Raw genomic sequence first — 15,029 nt, 5'->3', positions numbered from 1 at the left:
ATACCCTGATGCGATAACCGCGCATCAGGGTATCCTTATGAAACAAATCACCTTCGCTTCCCGCAACCACCAGCTCACCAACATCAACACCTGGACGCCGGACAGCCAGTGGCTGGCATTTGACGTGCGCCCGTCGGGCGCGTCGTTCACCGGTGAAACCATCGAGCGGGTCAACGTGAATACCGGCGAGGTGGAGGTGATTTATCGCGCCTGCCGCGGCGCGCACGTTGGCGTGGTGACCGTTCATCCTGCAGAAGATAAGTACGTGTTTATTCACGGGCCGGAAAACCCCGACGCGGCGTGGCAGTATGATTTTCACCACCGTCAGGGGGTCATTGCACATAACGGCGCGGTCGAAAACCTTGATGCGATGGATATCACCGCACCCTACACGCCGGGCGCGCTGCGCGGCGGCAGCCACGTGCACGTCTTCAGCCCAAACGGGCAGTTCGTCAGCTTTACCTATAATGACCACGTGCTGCACGCGCGCGACCCAAAGCTGGACTTACGCAACGTCGGCGTCGCGTCGCCGTTTGGCCCGGTCACGCCGCGCGGCAACCATCCGCGTAACTATGCTGGCACCTTCTGGAGCGTGCTGGTTAGCCGCACGACGCCGACGCCAATACCGGGCAGCGATGAGATCAACCGCGCCTACGAAGAAGGCTGGGTGGGCAACGACAGGCTGGCGTTTATCGGCGATACGCTGTCCGCCACGGGCGTGAAAGTGCCTGAGCTGTTTATTGTCGACCTTCCGAAAGACGAGCAGGGCTGGAAGCGCGCGGGCGATGCGCCGCTGCAGGGAACGTCTGAAACCCTTCCCGCGCCGCCGGCGGGCATCGCGCAGCGTCGTTTAACCTTTACCCATCAGCGGGCGTATCCTGGGCTGGTGAACGCGCCGCGCCACTGGGTGCGCAGCAATCCGCAGGCCACGCAGATCGCCTTTTTGATGCGCGATGATCACGGCATTGTGCAGCTCTGGCTGATTTCGCCGCAGGGCGGCGAGCCGCGTCAGTTAACCCATAATAACAGCGACATTCAGTCGGCATTTAACTGGCATCCTTCAGGGAAAATGCTGGGATTTGTGCTTAAAAACAGGATTGCGCTGTGCGACGCGCAGAGCGGAGAGGTGACGTTTTTGACGTCCGATCGCGGCAATTCGCCGTCGGCGGACGCGATCATCTTTTCCCCTGACGGTAAGAAAATTGCCTGGATGGCGGAGGCGGACGGTTTCCGCCAGCTTTGGCTAACGGAAACCGAAAAGCGCTAGGGCATATCGGCTGGGGGGATTACGGCATTGGTTGCCAGATTTTGCCGCTCGCTTTTCTCAACGCGCGAACGCACGGAGCTGTCCGTACGGAACAGATCCCACGGCAGCAGGAGCGTGTCGGCGACTGCCGTGAACGGCATGTCGAGGATCGCCAGAGATTTTGTTCCCCAGTTCGTATCGTCATCCGAGATCATGGCCGCGCTGGCGCGCGTCCCCGGATATGTTCCTTCTTTACCGCCGGTGTGAGACATCACGCTCGAACACCCGCAAAGTAAAACCACCCCGCTGAACGTTGTCAGCTTTATCAGAACATTTTTCATCATCACTCAGTCATCGTTAATGGCACTACATAGACCTGCAACTCAGGGTTATATCAGCCCTGTTCAAAATGAATAGCGCATAAACCCCGCACTGTGGCAGCCATCGCAATTTAACCCTTTGTGCTGTTGTCCCAGTCTATGCGACAACCCGCAAAGTGCAAAAAAATCTCAAATAAATACGCTTGAAAAATCCGTAACCAGACCCATTTTAGGAATGTAGCCCGATGATGGACGCGCCTGATGGGTGTTCAGGGGATGCAGAAGCCTGTCCATGGTGGAAGGCTAAATTTCTCGCTGATTTCAGGAGTTTTTATCTATGCGTAACTTCGATCTTTCTCCGCTATACCGTTCTGCAATTGGTTTTGACCGCCTGTTCAACCATTTAGAAAATAACCAGAGCCAGAGCAACGGCTACCCTCCATACAATGTTGAGCTGGTTGACGAAAACCATTACCGCATCGCTATCGCCGTAGCCGGTTTCGCAGAAAGCGAACTGGAAATCACCGCGCAGGACAACCTGCTGCTGGTGAAAGGTTCCCATACGGCAGAGCAGAAAGAGCGTACCTACCTGTACCAGGGCATCGCCGAGCGCAACTTTGAACGCAAGTTCCAGTTAGCTGAAAACATTCACGTTAAAGGCGCGAACCTGGTGAACGGCCTGCTGTTTATCGAGCTGGAACGCGTGATTCCGGAAGAGAAAAAACCGCGCCGTATCGAAATCAACTAATGTCGCGGGCCGCACGAGCGGCCCACCCAGAATTGCTTGCCGTAACGGGAGCATATGCGAATCCAGCTGGATTTGCAGGAACAACCGCGCACAAAAATAACCTGCGCCAACTCGCTTCTTAGAAGGAGAACACCTATGCGTAACTACGATTTATCCCCACTTCTGCGTCAGTGGATTGGTTTTGACAAGCTGGCTAACGCCCTGCAAAGCACCCCTGATCAACAGGCATTTCCGCCGTACAACATCGAAAAAAGCGACGATAACCACTACCGCATCACGCTGGCATTGGCCGGTTTCCGCCAGGAAGACCTGGATATCCAGCTTGAAGGCACGCGTTTGACGGTGAAAGGAACGCCTGAGAAACAAGAGACCGACAGCAAATGGCTGCATCAGGGCCTGGTCATCCAGCCGTTCAGCCTGAGCTTTACCCTGGCGGACCATATGGAAGTGTCCGGCGCAACGTTCAGCAACGGGCTGCTGCATATCGACGTCACCCGTAACCTGCCTGAAGCCATTGCGCCGCAGCGCATCGCCATTAGCGAGCGTCCGGCGTTGAATAGCTAATTTTGTGCGGGCTGGTGCCCTCACTCCGGCCCCCTCCCACAGGGAAAGGGTGAAAAGATAAGGCCCTGCTTCGGCAGGGCTTTTTTGTGCGCCATCGCCCATACAACGGTTATCGGCTCTGAGAGAATCCTTACCATAACTAAGGTTATGGCAAGGAAGATGATCATGAGTGATATCGCGTTAACCGTTAGCGTGTTGGCCCTGGTCGCGGTGGTTGGGCTATGGATTGGCAATGTCAAAATTCGCGGCGTCGGGTTTGGCATCGGTGGGGTGCTGTTTGGCGGGATTTTTGTCGGCCATTTTGCCGAGCAGCTTGGGCTTACGCTCAGCGCCGATATGCTCCACTTTATTCAGGAATTTGGCCTGATCCTCTTCGTGTATACCATTGGCATCCAGGTAGGGCCGGGCTTTTTCGCCTCGCTTCGCGTCTCCGGGCTGCGGCTAAACCTCTTCGCCCTCGGCATTGTGGTGATGGGCGGGCTGGTCACCGCCGTCCTGCACAAGCTTTTTGCGATCCCGCTTCCCGTGGTGCTCGGCATTTTCTCTGGTGCGGTTACCAACACGCCCGCGCTGGGTGCGGGGCAACAAATCCTGCGTGATTTAGGCATCGCCCCGGACGTCGTTGACCAGATGGGAATGAGCTACGCCATGGCCTACCCGTTTGGCATTTGCGGCATCTTGCTCTCCATGTGGCTGGTGCGCGTCCTGTTTCGCGTTAACGTGGATAAAGAAGCAAAGGACCACGAAAGCACGCTGACCAACGGCCACGCGCTGATTAAAACCATCAACATTCGCGTGGAAAATCCCAACCTGAACAATATGGCGATTCAGGATGTGCCCATCCTGAACAGCGCCACCATCATTTGCTCGCGCCTGAAGCGCGACGATATGCTGATGGTGCCCTCGCCGGGCACGGTGATCCAGCACGGCGACCTGCTGCATCTGGTCGGGCAGCCGGCGGACCTCAATAACGCCCGGCTGGTGATTGGCCAGGAGGTCGATACGTCGCTTTCGACGCGCGGTACCGACATGCGCGTCGAGCGCGTCGTGGTGACGAACGAAAAGGTACTGGGCAGGAAAATCCGCGATCTGCAGGTAAAAGAACGTTACGACGTGGTGATCTCCCGGCTTAACCGCGCGGGCGTTGAGCTGGTCGCTAGCCCGGAGGCCAGCCTGCAGTTTGGCGATATCCTCAACCTTGTCGGCCGGCCGTCCTCCATCGACGCCGTGGCGGATATGGTTGGCAACGCCCAGCAGAAATTGCAGCAGGTGCAGATGCTGCCGGTATTTATCGGCATCGGGCTTGGCGTGCTGCTCGGCTCTATTCCGCTGTACGTGCCCGGCTTCCCGGTCGCGCTCAAGCTAGGTCTGGCGGGCGGGCCGCTGATCATGGCGCTGATCCTCGGGCGCATCGGCTGCATCGGCAAGCTCTACTGGTTTATGCCGCCGAGCGCTAACCTGGCGCTGCGCGAGCTGGGCATCGTGCTGTTCCTGGCGGTGGTGGGGCTGAAGTCCGGCGGCGATTTTGTCGACACGCTGATTCAGGGCGAGGGGATGAGCTGGGTCGGTTACGGCATCTTTATCACGGCGATCCCGCTGCTGACGGTGGGAATACTGGCGCGGATGTTCGCCAAAATGAACTACCTGACGCTGTGCGGGATGCTGGCGGGCTCCATGACCGATCCGCCCGCGCTGGCCTTTGCCAATAACCTGCATTCGACCAGCGGCGCGGCGGCGCTGTCGTACGCCACGGTCTATCCGCTGGTGATGTTCCTGCGCATTATCACCCCGCAGCTACTGGCGGTGCTGTTCTGGGGGATAGGCTAAAACCGCGTCCGGGCGAATGCGCCGCAGGTGATAGTCCACCTGATAGTCGCTGGTATTACGAAACATGACTGAATAATTGAGAAACTCGCCGCTGTCGCTGTAGGAAAGTGAGGTAATGCGCAGCAGCGGCGTCTGTTCCGGCAGGTTCATGTAGCTTGCCAGCTGCCTGTCCGCCAGCACAGGCGTCAGGCTTTCGTAGTTGCCGCTGATGGTTATCCCACACTCCTTCTCGATGTAGTCAAACTTCGACCCTTCTAGATGCGCCAGCGAGAGGTTGCGGAACAGCTTCACCGGCATAAAGCTGTCTTCCAGCATGAGCGGCTTCCCCTCTACGTAGCGCACGCGCCGTGAAAAGTAGATCCGCTCATCGACCTGAATGCGCAGCTGGCTGGCGATCGCGGGCGGGGCGGGCATCACCTCAAACTGCAACACCTTGCTCTGCACCTCTTTTCCCTGCTGGCGCAGCACTTCCACCAGCCCGGTCAGGTTGGTGGTTTCATGGTGAACGTCCTTTCTCGCGACGAACGTCCCGCTGCCGTGGCGGCGTTCAACCAGCCCCCAGCTTACCAGCAGATCCAGCGCCTTGCGGATGGTCATCCGCGCCACGCCAAACTCATGCGCCAGCGCCTTCTCTCCGGGCAGCGGGCTACCAACATTGTAGTCCGATGAATTCAGCCGCAGCCGTAGCCTGTCGGCGATAGATTTGTAGATCACCAGTAGACCTTTCTGCCTTTATCAGGGCGTGGATTGGATCCTGACATGTCCATATTTACCACAAAAAGTAGACCTGATTGGTCAAAATAAAACCATGAATGCGATCACGAATCGCAGCGGCACGCCATGTTCGCGCATTAGTAAATTCTTATGCTCCCTTCAGGCCAGCAAAAAAATACAAAGGCCACTCTCCCCTACAGGTTGTTACGTGAGGATTTAAAAATGCTCAGTCAAATACAACGTTTTGGCGGTGCCATGTTTACCCCGGTGTTGCTGTTTCCGTTCGCCGGGATCGTGGTGGGAATCGCCATCATGCTTCGCAACCCGCTTTTTGTGGGCGAAGCCTTAACCGCCCCCGATCATCTGTTCGCGCAAATTGTTCACATCATTGAAGAGGGCGGATGGGCGGTCTTTCGCAACATGCCGCTGATTTTTGCCGTCGGCCTGCCGATTGGCCTCGCGAAGCAGGCGCAGGGTCGGGCGTGCCTGGCGGTGCTGATTAGCTTCCTGACCTGGAACTACTTCATCAATGCGATGGGGATGACCTGGGGCCATTTCTTTGGCGTCGATTTCTCCGCCGAACCGACCGCCGGAAGCGGGCTGGCGATGATTGCCGGCATCAAAACGCTCGATACCAGCATCATCGGGGCGATCGTCATTTCGGGCATCGTCACCGCGATCCACAACCGCTATTTCGACAAGCCGCTGCCGGTCTTTCTGGGCATTTTTCAGGGCACCTCGTTTGTCGTCATCCTCGCCTTTTTCGTGATGATCCCCTGCGCCTGGCTGACGCTGCTGGGGTGGCCGAAAGTGCAGATGGGCATTGAATCCCTGCAGGCGTTTCTGCGCTCCGCCGGGGCGCTGGGCGTGTGGGTCTATACCTTCCTCGAGCGCATTCTGATCCCTACCGGGCTGCACCACTTCGTCTACGGTCCGTTTATCTTTGGCCCGGCGGCGGTCGAGGGCGGCATTCAGGTTTACTGGGCGCAGCACCTGCAGGCCTTCAGCCAGAGTACCGAACCGCTGAAAACCCTGTTCCCGGAAGGCGGCTTTGCGCTGCACGGCAACTCGAAGGTGTTTGGCTCCGTCGGCATTGCGCTGGCGCTGTGGTACACCGCGTCGCCGGAAAACCGCGTCAAGGTCGCGGGCCTGCTGATCCCCGCGACGCTTACCGCCGTGCTGGTCGGCATTACCGAGCCGCTGGAGTTTACCTTCCTGTTTATCTCTCCGCTGCTGTTTGCCGTTCACGCCGTGCTGGCGGCGAGCATGGCGACGGTAATGTACGCCTTCGGCGTGGTAGGCAACATGGGCGGCGGCCTGCTTGACCAGTTCCTGCCGCAGAACTGGATCCCGATGTTCCATAACCACGCGTCGATGATGTTTACCCAGATAGGCATCGGCCTGTGCTTTACCGGGCTCTACTTTCTGGTCTTCAAAACGCTGATTGAGCGGCTGAACCTGAAAACGCCGGGCCGCGAAGAGAGCGAAATCAAGCTCTACAGCAAGGCGGACTATAAAGCGGCGCGCGGGCAAACCACCGCCCCGGCGGCGGCCAGCCAGCAGGTTGGCCAGGCCGCCGGATTCCTGCAGGCGCTCGGCGGCGCATCCAATATCGAAAGCGTTAACAACTGCGCCACCCGCCTGCGCATCGCGCTGGTGGACATGGCGAAAACCCAAAGCGACGACGTGTTTAAAGCCCTCGGCGCACACGGCGTGGTGCGGCGCGGCAACGGCATCCAGGTGATCGTCGGCCTGCACGTTCCCCAGGTGCGCGACCAGCTTGAATCGCTGATGAAAACCCCTTTAACCCACGAACAAACCACCCTGACAGAGGCTATATCATGAAAAAATTCTCAGTTGTCATTGCCGGCGGCGGCAGCACCTTTACGCCGGGTATCGTCCTGATGCTGTTAGCCAACCGTGACCGTTTCCCGCTGCGCGCCCTGAAGTTCTATGACAACGACGGCGCGCGTCAGGAGACCATCGCCGAGGCGTGCAAAATCATTCTTCAGGAGCAGGCGCCGGAGATTGAGTTCAGCTACTCCACCGATCCAAAAGCGGCCTTTACCGACGTGGATTTCGTGATGGCGCACATCCGCGTGGGCAAATACCCGATGCGTGAAAAAGATGAGAAAATTCCGCTGCGCCACGGCGTGCTGGGCCAGGAAACCTGCGGCCCGGGCGGGATCTCCTACGGCATGCGCTCCATCGGCGGCGTGCTGGAGCTGGTGGATTACATGGAGCAATACTCCCCGAACGCGTGGATGCTTAACTATTCCAACCCGGCGGCCATCGTTGCGGAAGCCACCCGCCGCCTTCGGCCTAACGCCAAAATCCTCAACATCTGCGATATGCCGATCGGCATTGAAGGGCGGATGGCGCAGATCGTCGGCCTGAAGGATCGTAAAGAGATGCGCGTGCGCTACTACGGCCTGAACCACTTCGGCTGGTGGACGTCGATTGAAGACCTTAACGGCAACGATCTGATGCCTAAACTGCGTGAATACGTGGCGAAAAACGGCTATGTTCCGCCGTCGGAAGATGCGCACACCGAGGCGAGCTGGAACGACACCTTCGCCAAAGCCAAAGACGTGCAGGCGTTGGATCCGGACACCATGCCGAACACCTACCTGAAGTATTACCTGTTCCCGGACTACGTGGTGGCGCATTCGAACCCGGAACGCACGCGCGCCAACGAGGTGATGGATCACCGCGAGAAGCACGTGTTCAGCTCCTGTCGGGCGATTATCGAAGCCGGGAAATCCTCCGCGGGCGAGCTGGAAATCGACGAACATGCGTCCTACATCGTCGATCTGGCGACGGCAATAGCCTTCAACACCCAGGAGCGGATGCTGCTGATCGTGCCCAACAACGGGGCCATTCATAACTTCGACGCCGACGCGATGGTGGAAATTCCGTGCCTGGTGGGCCATAACGGGCCGGAGCCGCTCACGGTGGGGGACATTCCGCACTTCCAGAAGGGGCTGATGAGCCAGCAGGTCGCGGTGGAAAAACTGGTGGTAGATGCCTGGGAGCAGCGTTCGTACCAGAAGCTGTGGCAGGCGATTACGCTGTCGAAAACCGTGCCGAGCGCGTCCGTCGCGAAAGCGATTCTGGATGACCTGATCGAGGCGAATAAGGACTATTGGCCTGAACTGCACTAACTCTCATACCCGGCATCGCCCGATGCCGGTTTTTTGTCCCTGTCGATTTACGCTATGCTGAAGCCTGCCCGCAGCACGACAAGGAACCTCCATGAAAATTTCCCGCCTCGGCGAAGCGCCGGACTACCGCTTTTCTCTGGCCAACGAGCGCACCTTTTTAGCCTGGGTCCGCACCGCGTTAGGCTTTCTCGCCGCGGGCGTTGGCCTGGACCAGCTGGCGCCCGACTTCGCCACCCCGCTGATCCGCGAAGTGCTGGCGCTGCTGCTGTGCCTGTTCGCGGGCGTGCTGGCGATTTACGGTTACCTGCGCTGGCTGCGCAACGAGAAGGCGATGCGTCTGAAGCAGGATCTGCCCTATACGCGCGGGCTGCTCATTATCAGCGTCCTGTTGCTGGCGGTGGCGGGCGTGGTGATGGTGCTGGTGTTCTATGCCGGATAGCCGCAGGGCGCGACGCGAAGCCGACCCCGGCCTGCAGCCGGAGCGCACCTCGCTGGCCTGGCTGCGCACGCTGCTGGGGTACGGCGCGCTGATCGCGCTGGCGATTAAGCACAACTGGCACCGCACCGGGGCGCCGTTCTGGATCTCAATCGTTGTGCTGGCGCTGGTGGCGGTCATTTTGTGGCGCTATACCCGCAGCCGCAACCTGATGGACGTGGCGCAGGATGATTTTGTCCAGCCGAAGGCGGTGCGGGATAAGTTTCTGATTGCGCTGGCGGTGCTGCTGCTGTCCTTACTCTTTGCCGTTACCCACATTCAGCAAATTTTGCACCTGTAGGCCGGGTAAGGCGCAGCCGCCACCCGCTATCATTAATTCCCTTTAGCCAGATACGCAGCCATCTCGCCTTCCGGCACCATGCCGCCGCCGGTTGCCCAGACCAGATGGGTAACGCTGGCCCCCGCAGGGAAGCGCAGCGGTCCGGCCATTCCCGCGAGTGCGGACGGCTCCAGGCGAATGCCCTCCTCCTGCGCCAGCCAGCCGAGCATGTCGTACATGCTCTGGTCGGAAAGCGTGTAGAACCCGTCGAGCAGCCGCTCCATCGCGCGGCCCACGAAGCCGGAGGCGCGTCCTACCGCCAGCCCGTCCGCTGCCGTGACGTTATCGATACCCAGATCCTGCACGGCAATCTCGTCGTGCAGGCCGGTATACACGCCCAGCAGCATGCACGGCGAGTGCGTTGGCTCGGCGAAGAAGCAGTGAACGTGGTCGCCAAACGCCAGCTTCAGGCCAAACGCCACGCCGCCGGGGCCGCCGCCGACGCCGCACGGCAGGTAAACATGCAGCGGATGTTCTGCATCCACCGTGCGCCCCTGCGCGGCAAACTGCGCCTTCAGCCGCTCGCCCGCCACCGCGTAGCCGAGGAACAGCGTGCGGGAGTTTTCATCGTCGATAAAGAAGCAGTTCGGGTCGTTTTCTGCCGCTTTTCGCCCCTGTTCCACCGCCACGCCGTAATCCTGCTCATACTCCACAACGATGACGCCGTGGCTGCGGAGCTTCGCTTTTTTCCACTCGCGGGCGTCGGCGGACATATGTACCGTCACCTTAAAGCCAATGCGCGCGCTCATTATGCCGATGGACAACCCAAGATTGCCGGTGGAGCCTACCGCAATGCTGTACCGGCTGAAGAAGTCCTTGAAGCGCGGCTCCAGCAGGATGCTGTAATCATCTTCAACGCTCAGCAACCCTGCCTCCAGCGCCAGTTTCTCCGCGTGGGTCAGCACCTCGTAGATGCCGCCGCGCGCTTTAATCGAGCCGGAGATCGGCAGATGGCTGTCTTTTTTCAGCAGCAGCGTGCCGGGTATGGATTTGCCAGACTCTTTCTCCAGCCGCGCCTGCATCGCCGGAATGGCCACCAGTTCGGATTCAATAATCCCGCCCGTTGCCGCGGTTTCCGGGAACGCTTTCGCCAGGTACGGCGCGAAGCGGGCCAGTCGCGCGCGGGCGTCATCGATATCGGCCTGGGTTAGCCCAACGTACGGAAGCCCTTCCGCAACCGAGGTGGCGCGCGGGTTAGGCCAGGTGACGTCCTTAAGGGCTATCAAATTCTCAATCAGAGGGTACTGTGCGGTCAGCGCCGCTGCGCGTGCGTTTGCCATTGTTCATCTCGTCGCAATCGGGTCGTGTGGGGTATTGGATAAAAAAAGAGACATACTGACAAATGATATATATTGCGTTTCAGGTGAGCCAGATTGGATCAAACCCGGAGGAAAGGCGTGACGGATGCCCAAAATCGGCTGCTTAACGGCTGGCAGCTTTCAAAAATGTACACCTTTGAGGTCGCCGCACGGCATGAGTCCTTTGCGCTGGCGGCGGCGGAGCTGTCCCTCAGCCCCAGCGCGGTCAGCCACCGTATCAACCTGCTGGAGGAGGAGCTGGGCATTAAGCTGTTTGTGCGCTCGCACCGAAAAGTGGAGCTGACGCAGGAGGGAAAGCGCGTTTACTGGACGCTCAAAGCGTCGCTGGATACCCTGAACCAGGAGATCCTGGATATCAAAAACCAGGCGCTGTCCGGTACGCTCACCGTCTACTCGCGCCCGTCGATTGCCCAGTGCTGGCTGGTGCCGATGCTGGGCGACTTTACCCGACGCTACCCCTCTATCTCGCTCACCCTTCTCACCGGCAATGATTACGTCAATATGCAGCGAACGGGTGTCGATCTTGCATTATATTTCGACGATACGCCGCCAAACCCTCTTTCTCATGAATTTCTCATGGATGAGGCGATTTTTCCCGTCTGCTCGCCGGAATATGCCCAAGAACGCGAGCTGCTTAAAGACCCGCAAAATCTCAGCTACTGTACGCTTCTGCATGACCGTCAGGCCTGGAGCAATGATTCCGGAACGGATGAGTGGAGCAGCTGGGCGCAGCAGTTTGCGGTAAACATGCCGCCATCATCGGGCATTGGGTTCGATCGCTCTGATTTAGCTATTATCGCCGCGATGAACCACGTCGGCGTGGCAATGGGGCGAAAACGTCTGGTGCAGAAGCGCCTTGAGCGCGGGGAGCTGATTGCGCCTTTCGGTGAAAAGGCGCTGAAATGCCACCAGCATTATTACGTTGCAACGCTACCCGGCAGGCAGTGGCCGAAAATTGACGCTTTTATCGGCTGGCTAAAAGCGATGGCGAGCTGAAGAATTATTACGCTTTGGCTCTACACCAAATGTGAAAAAGCGTGCTAAATACAGATTATTGCTTTCGATTTCTCGCAAGGTACGCCGTGTTAAAGCCTTTCATTGCCGCTGCGCTCGTGTTGTCTTCCGGCTGGGCCATCGCCGCAGAGCCGCCGCTGACGGCTGCGCGCTACGCGCAGCAGCTCGGCGTGGGTATGGACGTGGACTGGGCGCGCACCGACCGCGGCATCCGCGAGTTCGATCCGCTGGTGGTCCGTGATTTTCGCGCGAAGGGCATCACGCACGTGCGTATCCGCGTCGCCGGTGAACCGACCGAAGCGCGGCTAATCCACCTGCGCAAGCTGGTAGAAGCCTGCGAGCAGTACGGCGTGATCCCCATAATTGCCTACCAGGCCGACGAGTATAAAAGCGAGCCGAATGCCGATAACGAAAAAGAGGTGGTTAACTGGTGGATCGCCGTGGCGCACTATTTCGGGAACAGCGCGCCGCTGCTGGGGTTTGATCTGATCTACGAACCCGCAGACAAGCTCAACCATAACCTTGCCTCGCTTAACCGCGTCTATGAAAAAACGATCAAAGCCGTTCACGAGATTGACGGGCAGCGCATGATCTTTGTCGCGCCCCGCCTGCGCGCCGCGCCGGAGGAGCTGTCCGGCCTTAAGCTGCCCGCGCACAGCCAATCCTATCTGCTGGCAGAGTGGCATATCTTCCCGTGGGGGCCGCTGAAGAACGGCGGTAAATACCCGTGGACGTCGGGAACGGCAGCGGAAAAAGCGGCTATCCGCAGCCGAATCAATACCGCGCTGCGCTGGCAGCAAAAAACCGGGCACGTCAGCTGGGTTGGCGGCTGGGGCGTGGGCGAGTCGATGCGCTTTACGCCGACCGCGTCGCAAATGGCGTTCGCCACGTTTATGGCCTGCGAGCTGCAAAAAGCGAAAATGCCGTACGCAATTAACGCGGACTTTCAGTTTTACGATGGGGAAGAGGGCGCCTGGCGGCCCGCGCCAGAGCCGTTATTACAGGCCATGATCGCCCCCGTCTGTGAAAAGCCCGGCGAGAAGCCGGGCCATCATGCGGTTAAACAGGCTGCTCGTGATGCGGGACGCGCGACGCCAGCGGCAGCCAGCACAGTAAAATCAGCAGCCCCATCAGCGTCATCAGCAGGCCCAGGCTAGCCTGACCGGTTTGCGGCATCATCGCCGAGAGCCACGCCAGCGCGCCGGAACCGATGTTCTGCAAACCACCCACCAGCGCGCCCGCCGTGCCCGCGAGGAACGGGAATGGCTCCATCGCGCCGCTGGTAGCGAGCGGGAACAGCATCCCCGCGCCGAAGAAGAACAGCGCGGCCGGGATCAGCAGCGTCCAGACCGACATCACGCCGAACAGACCGGGCACCCACATCATTACGCCCGCCAGCAGACAGCTGATCACCGCCTGCCACATCAGCGTGGAGAACCGTTTGTTGGGGCGTCCGGCAAACCATGCGCCGAAAAATGCCGCCGGGATCGGCAGAATAAACAGAATGCTCACCACCATGCTGCTCAGGCCAAGCCCCGCGCCCAGCAGCACGCCGGAACAGGCTTCGAACACCGCAATGCCCGCCAGACCGCCGATCAGCATCAGCAGGTAGCAGGTGAACGACCCGTTGCCGAACAGCGTTTTATAGCTGGCGAGCAGCTTCGTGCGCGGCGCGTCCACCGGACGGGTTTCCGGCATCCAGCGCGCCATGCTGAAGGTGACAATGACGCACAGCACCAGCAGGAAGGCGTAGCAGGCGCGCCAGGACCACATCGTGTCCAGCAGGCCGCCGATCAGCGGTGCCAGCAGAGGGCTGACCAGAATACCCATATTAAGCAGGCTGTTGGCGTGGCGAAGCTGCGTGCCCTGGTACATGTCGCGCGGCAGCGTGCGCGCCATCACCCCGCCCACGCCCGTTCCGACGCCCTGCAGGGCGCTGGCGGCAATCAGCACGGTAAGGCTGGAGGTGGTCATTGCAATGACGGTCGCCAGCATAAAAATGCTCATGCCGACCAGAATCACCGGGCGGCGACCAACGCGATCGGACAGCGGGCCGTAAAAGAGCTGCGAGACGCCGTAGGTCAGCAGATAGGCCGCCATCACGCTTTGCACTGCGCCCTCGCGGACGTTAAGTTCCTTTGCCATATCGGCAATCGCCGGAATGTAGATGGTTTGCGCCATCTGACCGACGGCCACCAGTAACACCAGCATCAACAATAAGTTAACGTTCCTGTGTTTTTTCATGTCGCTGAATACTTTTGCCAAAAGAGAGAAATAAAGAACAAGTGACTACGCATTCCCATAAATGCGCGAGGAATCTACCACACTCAGATGACAAGTTAAGCATTGGTGCGATGAATGAAAGACGGGGGAAAGGCAGGATTTGTAAACAACATCGGCAACATATGTTGCCATTGTTTTACGCCAGGCGCAGCAGGATCGCCCCGCCCGCTATGCCGAGCGCCGCAACAATGCGGATGCCAGCAACCTTCTCTTTTAAAAGCAGAAACGCGATCAGCGCGCCAAAGAGGATGGAGGTCTCGCGCAGGGCCGCTACTACCGCCAGCGGTGCCTGGGTCATCGCCCATAGCGCCAGCCCGTAGGAGCCCATGGTGCCGACGCCGCCGAGCAGCCCTTTTTTCCAGTGCTGACGCAGATAGCGGGAGGCTTCGCGGCGGCGCGCCGCCATTGCCCAGCAGAGCAGGCAAAAGCCGTTCATGAAGAACGTCCACAGCGTATAGCCCAGCGCGGTGTCCGACAGGCGCACGCCGGTGCCGTCCACCAGCGTATACCCGGCAATAAAGCAGGCGTTGATCAGCGCCAGCCAGATCCCCTTGCGCGACTGCATTCTGCCGTTCATCGCCATCGCCAGAATGGACAGGCAAATCACGCCAATGCCCGACCAGGCCAGCCAGGACAGGCTATCTCCCAGCACCAGCACGCTAATCAGGGCGACCAGCAGCGGAGCCGTGCCGCGCATGAGCGGGTAGGTCTGGCTCATATCAGAGACCTGATAGGTCTTTGCCACCAGCACGGTGTACACCACCTGCAGCGCACAGGAGACGATCAGGAAGGGCCAGCTTTCGACCGAGGGCTGCGGCGAGAACGGCAGCATGAGCAGTGCGATAAGCGCGGCGGAGCCGCTCACGCTAATGGCGGAGTAGAGTTTGTCCGTTCCGGCTTTGACGATGGCGTTCCAGCTGGCGTGCAGCAGCGCGGCAAACAGCAGGATGCAGAAAACGGTGATGGTCATGGCGCGTCAGATGGTGAATTGTCATCCAACTGTAACATTCGCATT

Annotated in this window: 15 protein-coding genes and 1 other annotated feature; of the genes, 10 read left to right on the top strand and 5 right to left on the bottom strand. The window is 59.3% G+C overall.

The genetic code is table 11. The features are described from left to right. The first annotated feature begins 37 nt into the window (after nt 1-37). Entirely contained in the window at nt 38-1,267 is a 1,230-nt protein-coding gene (locus V1599_RS02485) for a DUF3748 domain-containing protein (protein ID WP_395300975.1), read from the top strand. Here the strand turns inward: V1599_RS02485 and V1599_RS02480 are convergent. Further along, nucleotides 1,264-1,590 (bottom strand): YceK/YidQ family lipoprotein, encoded by a 327-nt coding sequence (locus V1599_RS02480; RefSeq protein WP_112012367.1) that lies wholly within the window; start codon nt 1,588-1,590, stop codon nt 1,264-1,266. The two genes, V1599_RS02485 and V1599_RS02480, sit on opposite strands and share 4 nt — an antisense overlap. A 247-nt stretch (nt 1,591-1,837) precedes the next feature. Beyond that, nucleotides 1,838-1,910, top strand: a sequence feature (ROSE (Repression Of Heat Shock gene Expression) occurs in the 5'-region of heat shock genes and acts as an RNA thermometer to modulate expression.). Here V1599_RS02480 and ibpA point away from each other — a divergent pair. From ibpA to V1599_RS02465, 3 genes are all read left to right on the top strand, one after another. After that, nucleotides 1,904-2,314 carry a small heat shock chaperone IbpA gene (gene ibpA / locus V1599_RS02475; RefSeq protein ID WP_112012366.1) on the top strand — a complete coding sequence of 137 codons (411 nt, stop codon included), beginning with the start codon at nt 1,904-1,906 and terminating at the stop codon, nt 2,312-2,314. It overlaps the preceding feature by 7 nt. Before the next feature lie 135 nt (nt 2,315-2,449). Continuing rightward, nucleotides 2,450-2,878, top strand: a complete 429-nt coding sequence (gene ibpB / locus V1599_RS02470; RefSeq protein WP_112012365.1) for a small heat shock chaperone IbpB — start codon at nt 2,450-2,452, stop codon at nt 2,876-2,878. Nucleotides 2,879-3,043: 165 nt separating this feature from the next. After that, nucleotides 3,044-4,705: a putative transporter gene (locus V1599_RS02465; RefSeq protein ID WP_112012364.1), complete on the top strand. Its 1,662-nt coding sequence runs from the start codon at nt 3,044-3,046 to the stop codon at nt 4,703-4,705. Here V1599_RS02465 and V1599_RS02460 read toward each other — a convergent pair. After that, complete coding sequence (locus V1599_RS02460; RefSeq protein WP_395300974.1) at nt 4,673-5,419, bottom strand: GntR family transcriptional regulator; 747 nt, start codon at nt 5,417-5,419, stop codon at nt 4,673-4,675. The genes V1599_RS02465 and V1599_RS02460 overlap by 33 nt on opposite strands. A 222-nt stretch (nt 5,420-5,641) precedes the next feature. Here V1599_RS02460 and V1599_RS02455 point away from each other — a divergent pair, with 222 nt between their 5' ends. From V1599_RS02455 to V1599_RS02440, 4 genes are all read left to right on the top strand, one after another. After that, complete coding sequence (locus tag V1599_RS02455) at nt 5,642-7,264, top strand: alpha-glucoside-specific PTS transporter subunit IIBC (RefSeq protein ID WP_395300973.1); 1,623 nt, start codon at nt 5,642-5,644, stop codon at nt 7,262-7,264. Continuing rightward, a complete protein-coding gene (locus V1599_RS02450) occupies nt 7,261-8,583 on the top strand; it encodes a 6-phospho-alpha-glucosidase (RefSeq protein ID WP_395300972.1) in 1,323 nt (440 codons plus the stop codon). Before V1599_RS02455 ends, V1599_RS02450 begins: the two co-directional genes overlap by 4 nt. 91 nt (nt 8,584-8,674) lie before the next feature. Next, the gene (locus V1599_RS02445; protein ID WP_112012360.1) at nt 8,675-9,022 is read left to right on the top strand and encodes a YidH family protein; all 348 of its coding nucleotides are present in this window, start codon (nt 8,675-8,677) and stop codon (nt 9,020-9,022) included. Continuing rightward, a complete protein-coding gene (locus V1599_RS02440; protein WP_112012359.1) occupies nt 9,012-9,359 on the top strand; it encodes a DUF202 domain-containing protein in 348 nt (115 codons plus the stop codon). The genes V1599_RS02445 and V1599_RS02440 overlap by 11 nt, the downstream gene beginning before the upstream one ends. A gap of 32 nt (nt 9,360-9,391) precedes the next feature. Here V1599_RS02440 and dsdA read toward each other — a convergent pair whose 3' ends face one another. Further along, nucleotides 9,392-10,678: a D-serine ammonia-lyase gene (gene dsdA / locus V1599_RS02435; RefSeq protein WP_395300971.1), complete on the bottom strand. Its 1,287-nt coding sequence runs from the start codon at nt 10,676-10,678 to the stop codon at nt 9,392-9,394. Nucleotides 10,679-10,795: 117 nt separating this feature from the next. Between dsdA and dsdC the strand changes: the two genes are divergently transcribed. Together dsdC and V1599_RS02425 are read left to right on the top strand one after the other, a co-directional pair. Then, on the top strand, nt 10,796-11,713 hold the full coding sequence (dsdC, locus tag V1599_RS02430) for a DNA-binding transcriptional regulator DsdC (RefSeq protein WP_395300970.1): 918 nt from the start codon (nt 10,796-10,798) through the stop codon (nt 11,711-11,713). 86 nt (nt 11,714-11,799) lie between these two features. Then, nucleotides 11,800-12,888, top strand: coding sequence for a cellulase family glycosylhydrolase (locus V1599_RS02425; protein WP_395300969.1), 1,089 nt, complete (start codon nt 11,800-11,802; stop codon nt 12,886-12,888). Here the strand turns inward: V1599_RS02425 and emrD are convergent. Both emrD and V1599_RS02415 read right to left on the bottom strand, forming a co-directional pair. Beyond that, entirely contained in the window at nt 12,791-13,975 is a 1,185-nt protein-coding gene (emrD, locus tag V1599_RS02420) for a multidrug efflux MFS transporter EmrD (RefSeq protein ID WP_112012407.1), read from the bottom strand. The two genes, V1599_RS02425 and emrD, sit on opposite strands and share 98 nt — an antisense overlap. A 175-nt stretch (nt 13,976-14,150) precedes the next feature. Next, nucleotides 14,151-14,984, bottom strand: coding sequence for an EamA family transporter (locus V1599_RS02415; RefSeq protein ID WP_395300968.1), 834 nt, complete (start codon nt 14,982-14,984; stop codon nt 14,151-14,153). Between the last annotated feature and the right edge of the window lie 45 nt (nt 14,985-15,029).

It is taken from the genome of Enterobacter sp. ECC-175, assembly GCF_043968675.1.
Taxonomy (GTDB): Bacteria; Pseudomonadota; Gammaproteobacteria; order Enterobacterales; family Enterobacteriaceae; genus Enterobacter.
The sequence above is the reverse complement of the archived record's forward strand: the minus strand, read 5'-3'. Positions and strand labels throughout refer to the sequence as shown.

Coding starts and splice junctions, on each gene's coding strand:
- ibpB (WP_112012365.1), top strand. CDS start 2,450: ATGCGTAACTACGATTTATCCCCACTTCTGCGTCAGTGGATTGGTTTT.
- V1599_RS02485 (WP_395300975.1), top strand. CDS start 38: ATGAAACAAATCACCTTCGCTTCCCGCAACCACCAGCTCACCAACATC.
- V1599_RS02440 (WP_112012359.1), top strand. CDS start 9,012: ATGCCGGATAGCCGCAGGGCGCGACGCGAAGCCGACCCCGGCCTGCAG.
- dsdA (WP_395300971.1), bottom strand. CDS start 10,678: ATGGCAAACGCACGCGCAGCGGCGCTGACCGCACAGTACCCTCTGATT.
- ibpA (WP_112012366.1), top strand. CDS start 1,904: ATGCGTAACTTCGATCTTTCTCCGCTATACCGTTCTGCAATTGGTTTT.
- V1599_RS02480 (WP_112012367.1), bottom strand. CDS start 1,590: ATGATGAAAAATGTTCTGATAAAGCTGACAACGTTCAGCGGGGTGGTT.
- V1599_RS02450 (WP_395300972.1), top strand. CDS start 7,261: ATGAAAAAATTCTCAGTTGTCATTGCCGGCGGCGGCAGCACCTTTACG.
- V1599_RS02455 (WP_395300973.1), top strand. CDS start 5,642: ATGCTCAGTCAAATACAACGTTTTGGCGGTGCCATGTTTACCCCGGTG.
- emrD (WP_112012407.1), bottom strand. CDS start 13,975: ATGAAAAAACACAGGAACGTTAACTTATTGTTGATGCTGGTGTTACTG.
- V1599_RS02415 (WP_395300968.1), bottom strand. CDS start 14,984: ATGACCATCACCGTTTTCTGCATCCTGCTGTTTGCCGCGCTGCTGCAC.
- V1599_RS02465 (WP_112012364.1), top strand. CDS start 3,044: ATGAGTGATATCGCGTTAACCGTTAGCGTGTTGGCCCTGGTCGCGGTG.
- V1599_RS02445 (WP_112012360.1), top strand. CDS start 8,675: ATGAAAATTTCCCGCCTCGGCGAAGCGCCGGACTACCGCTTTTCTCTG.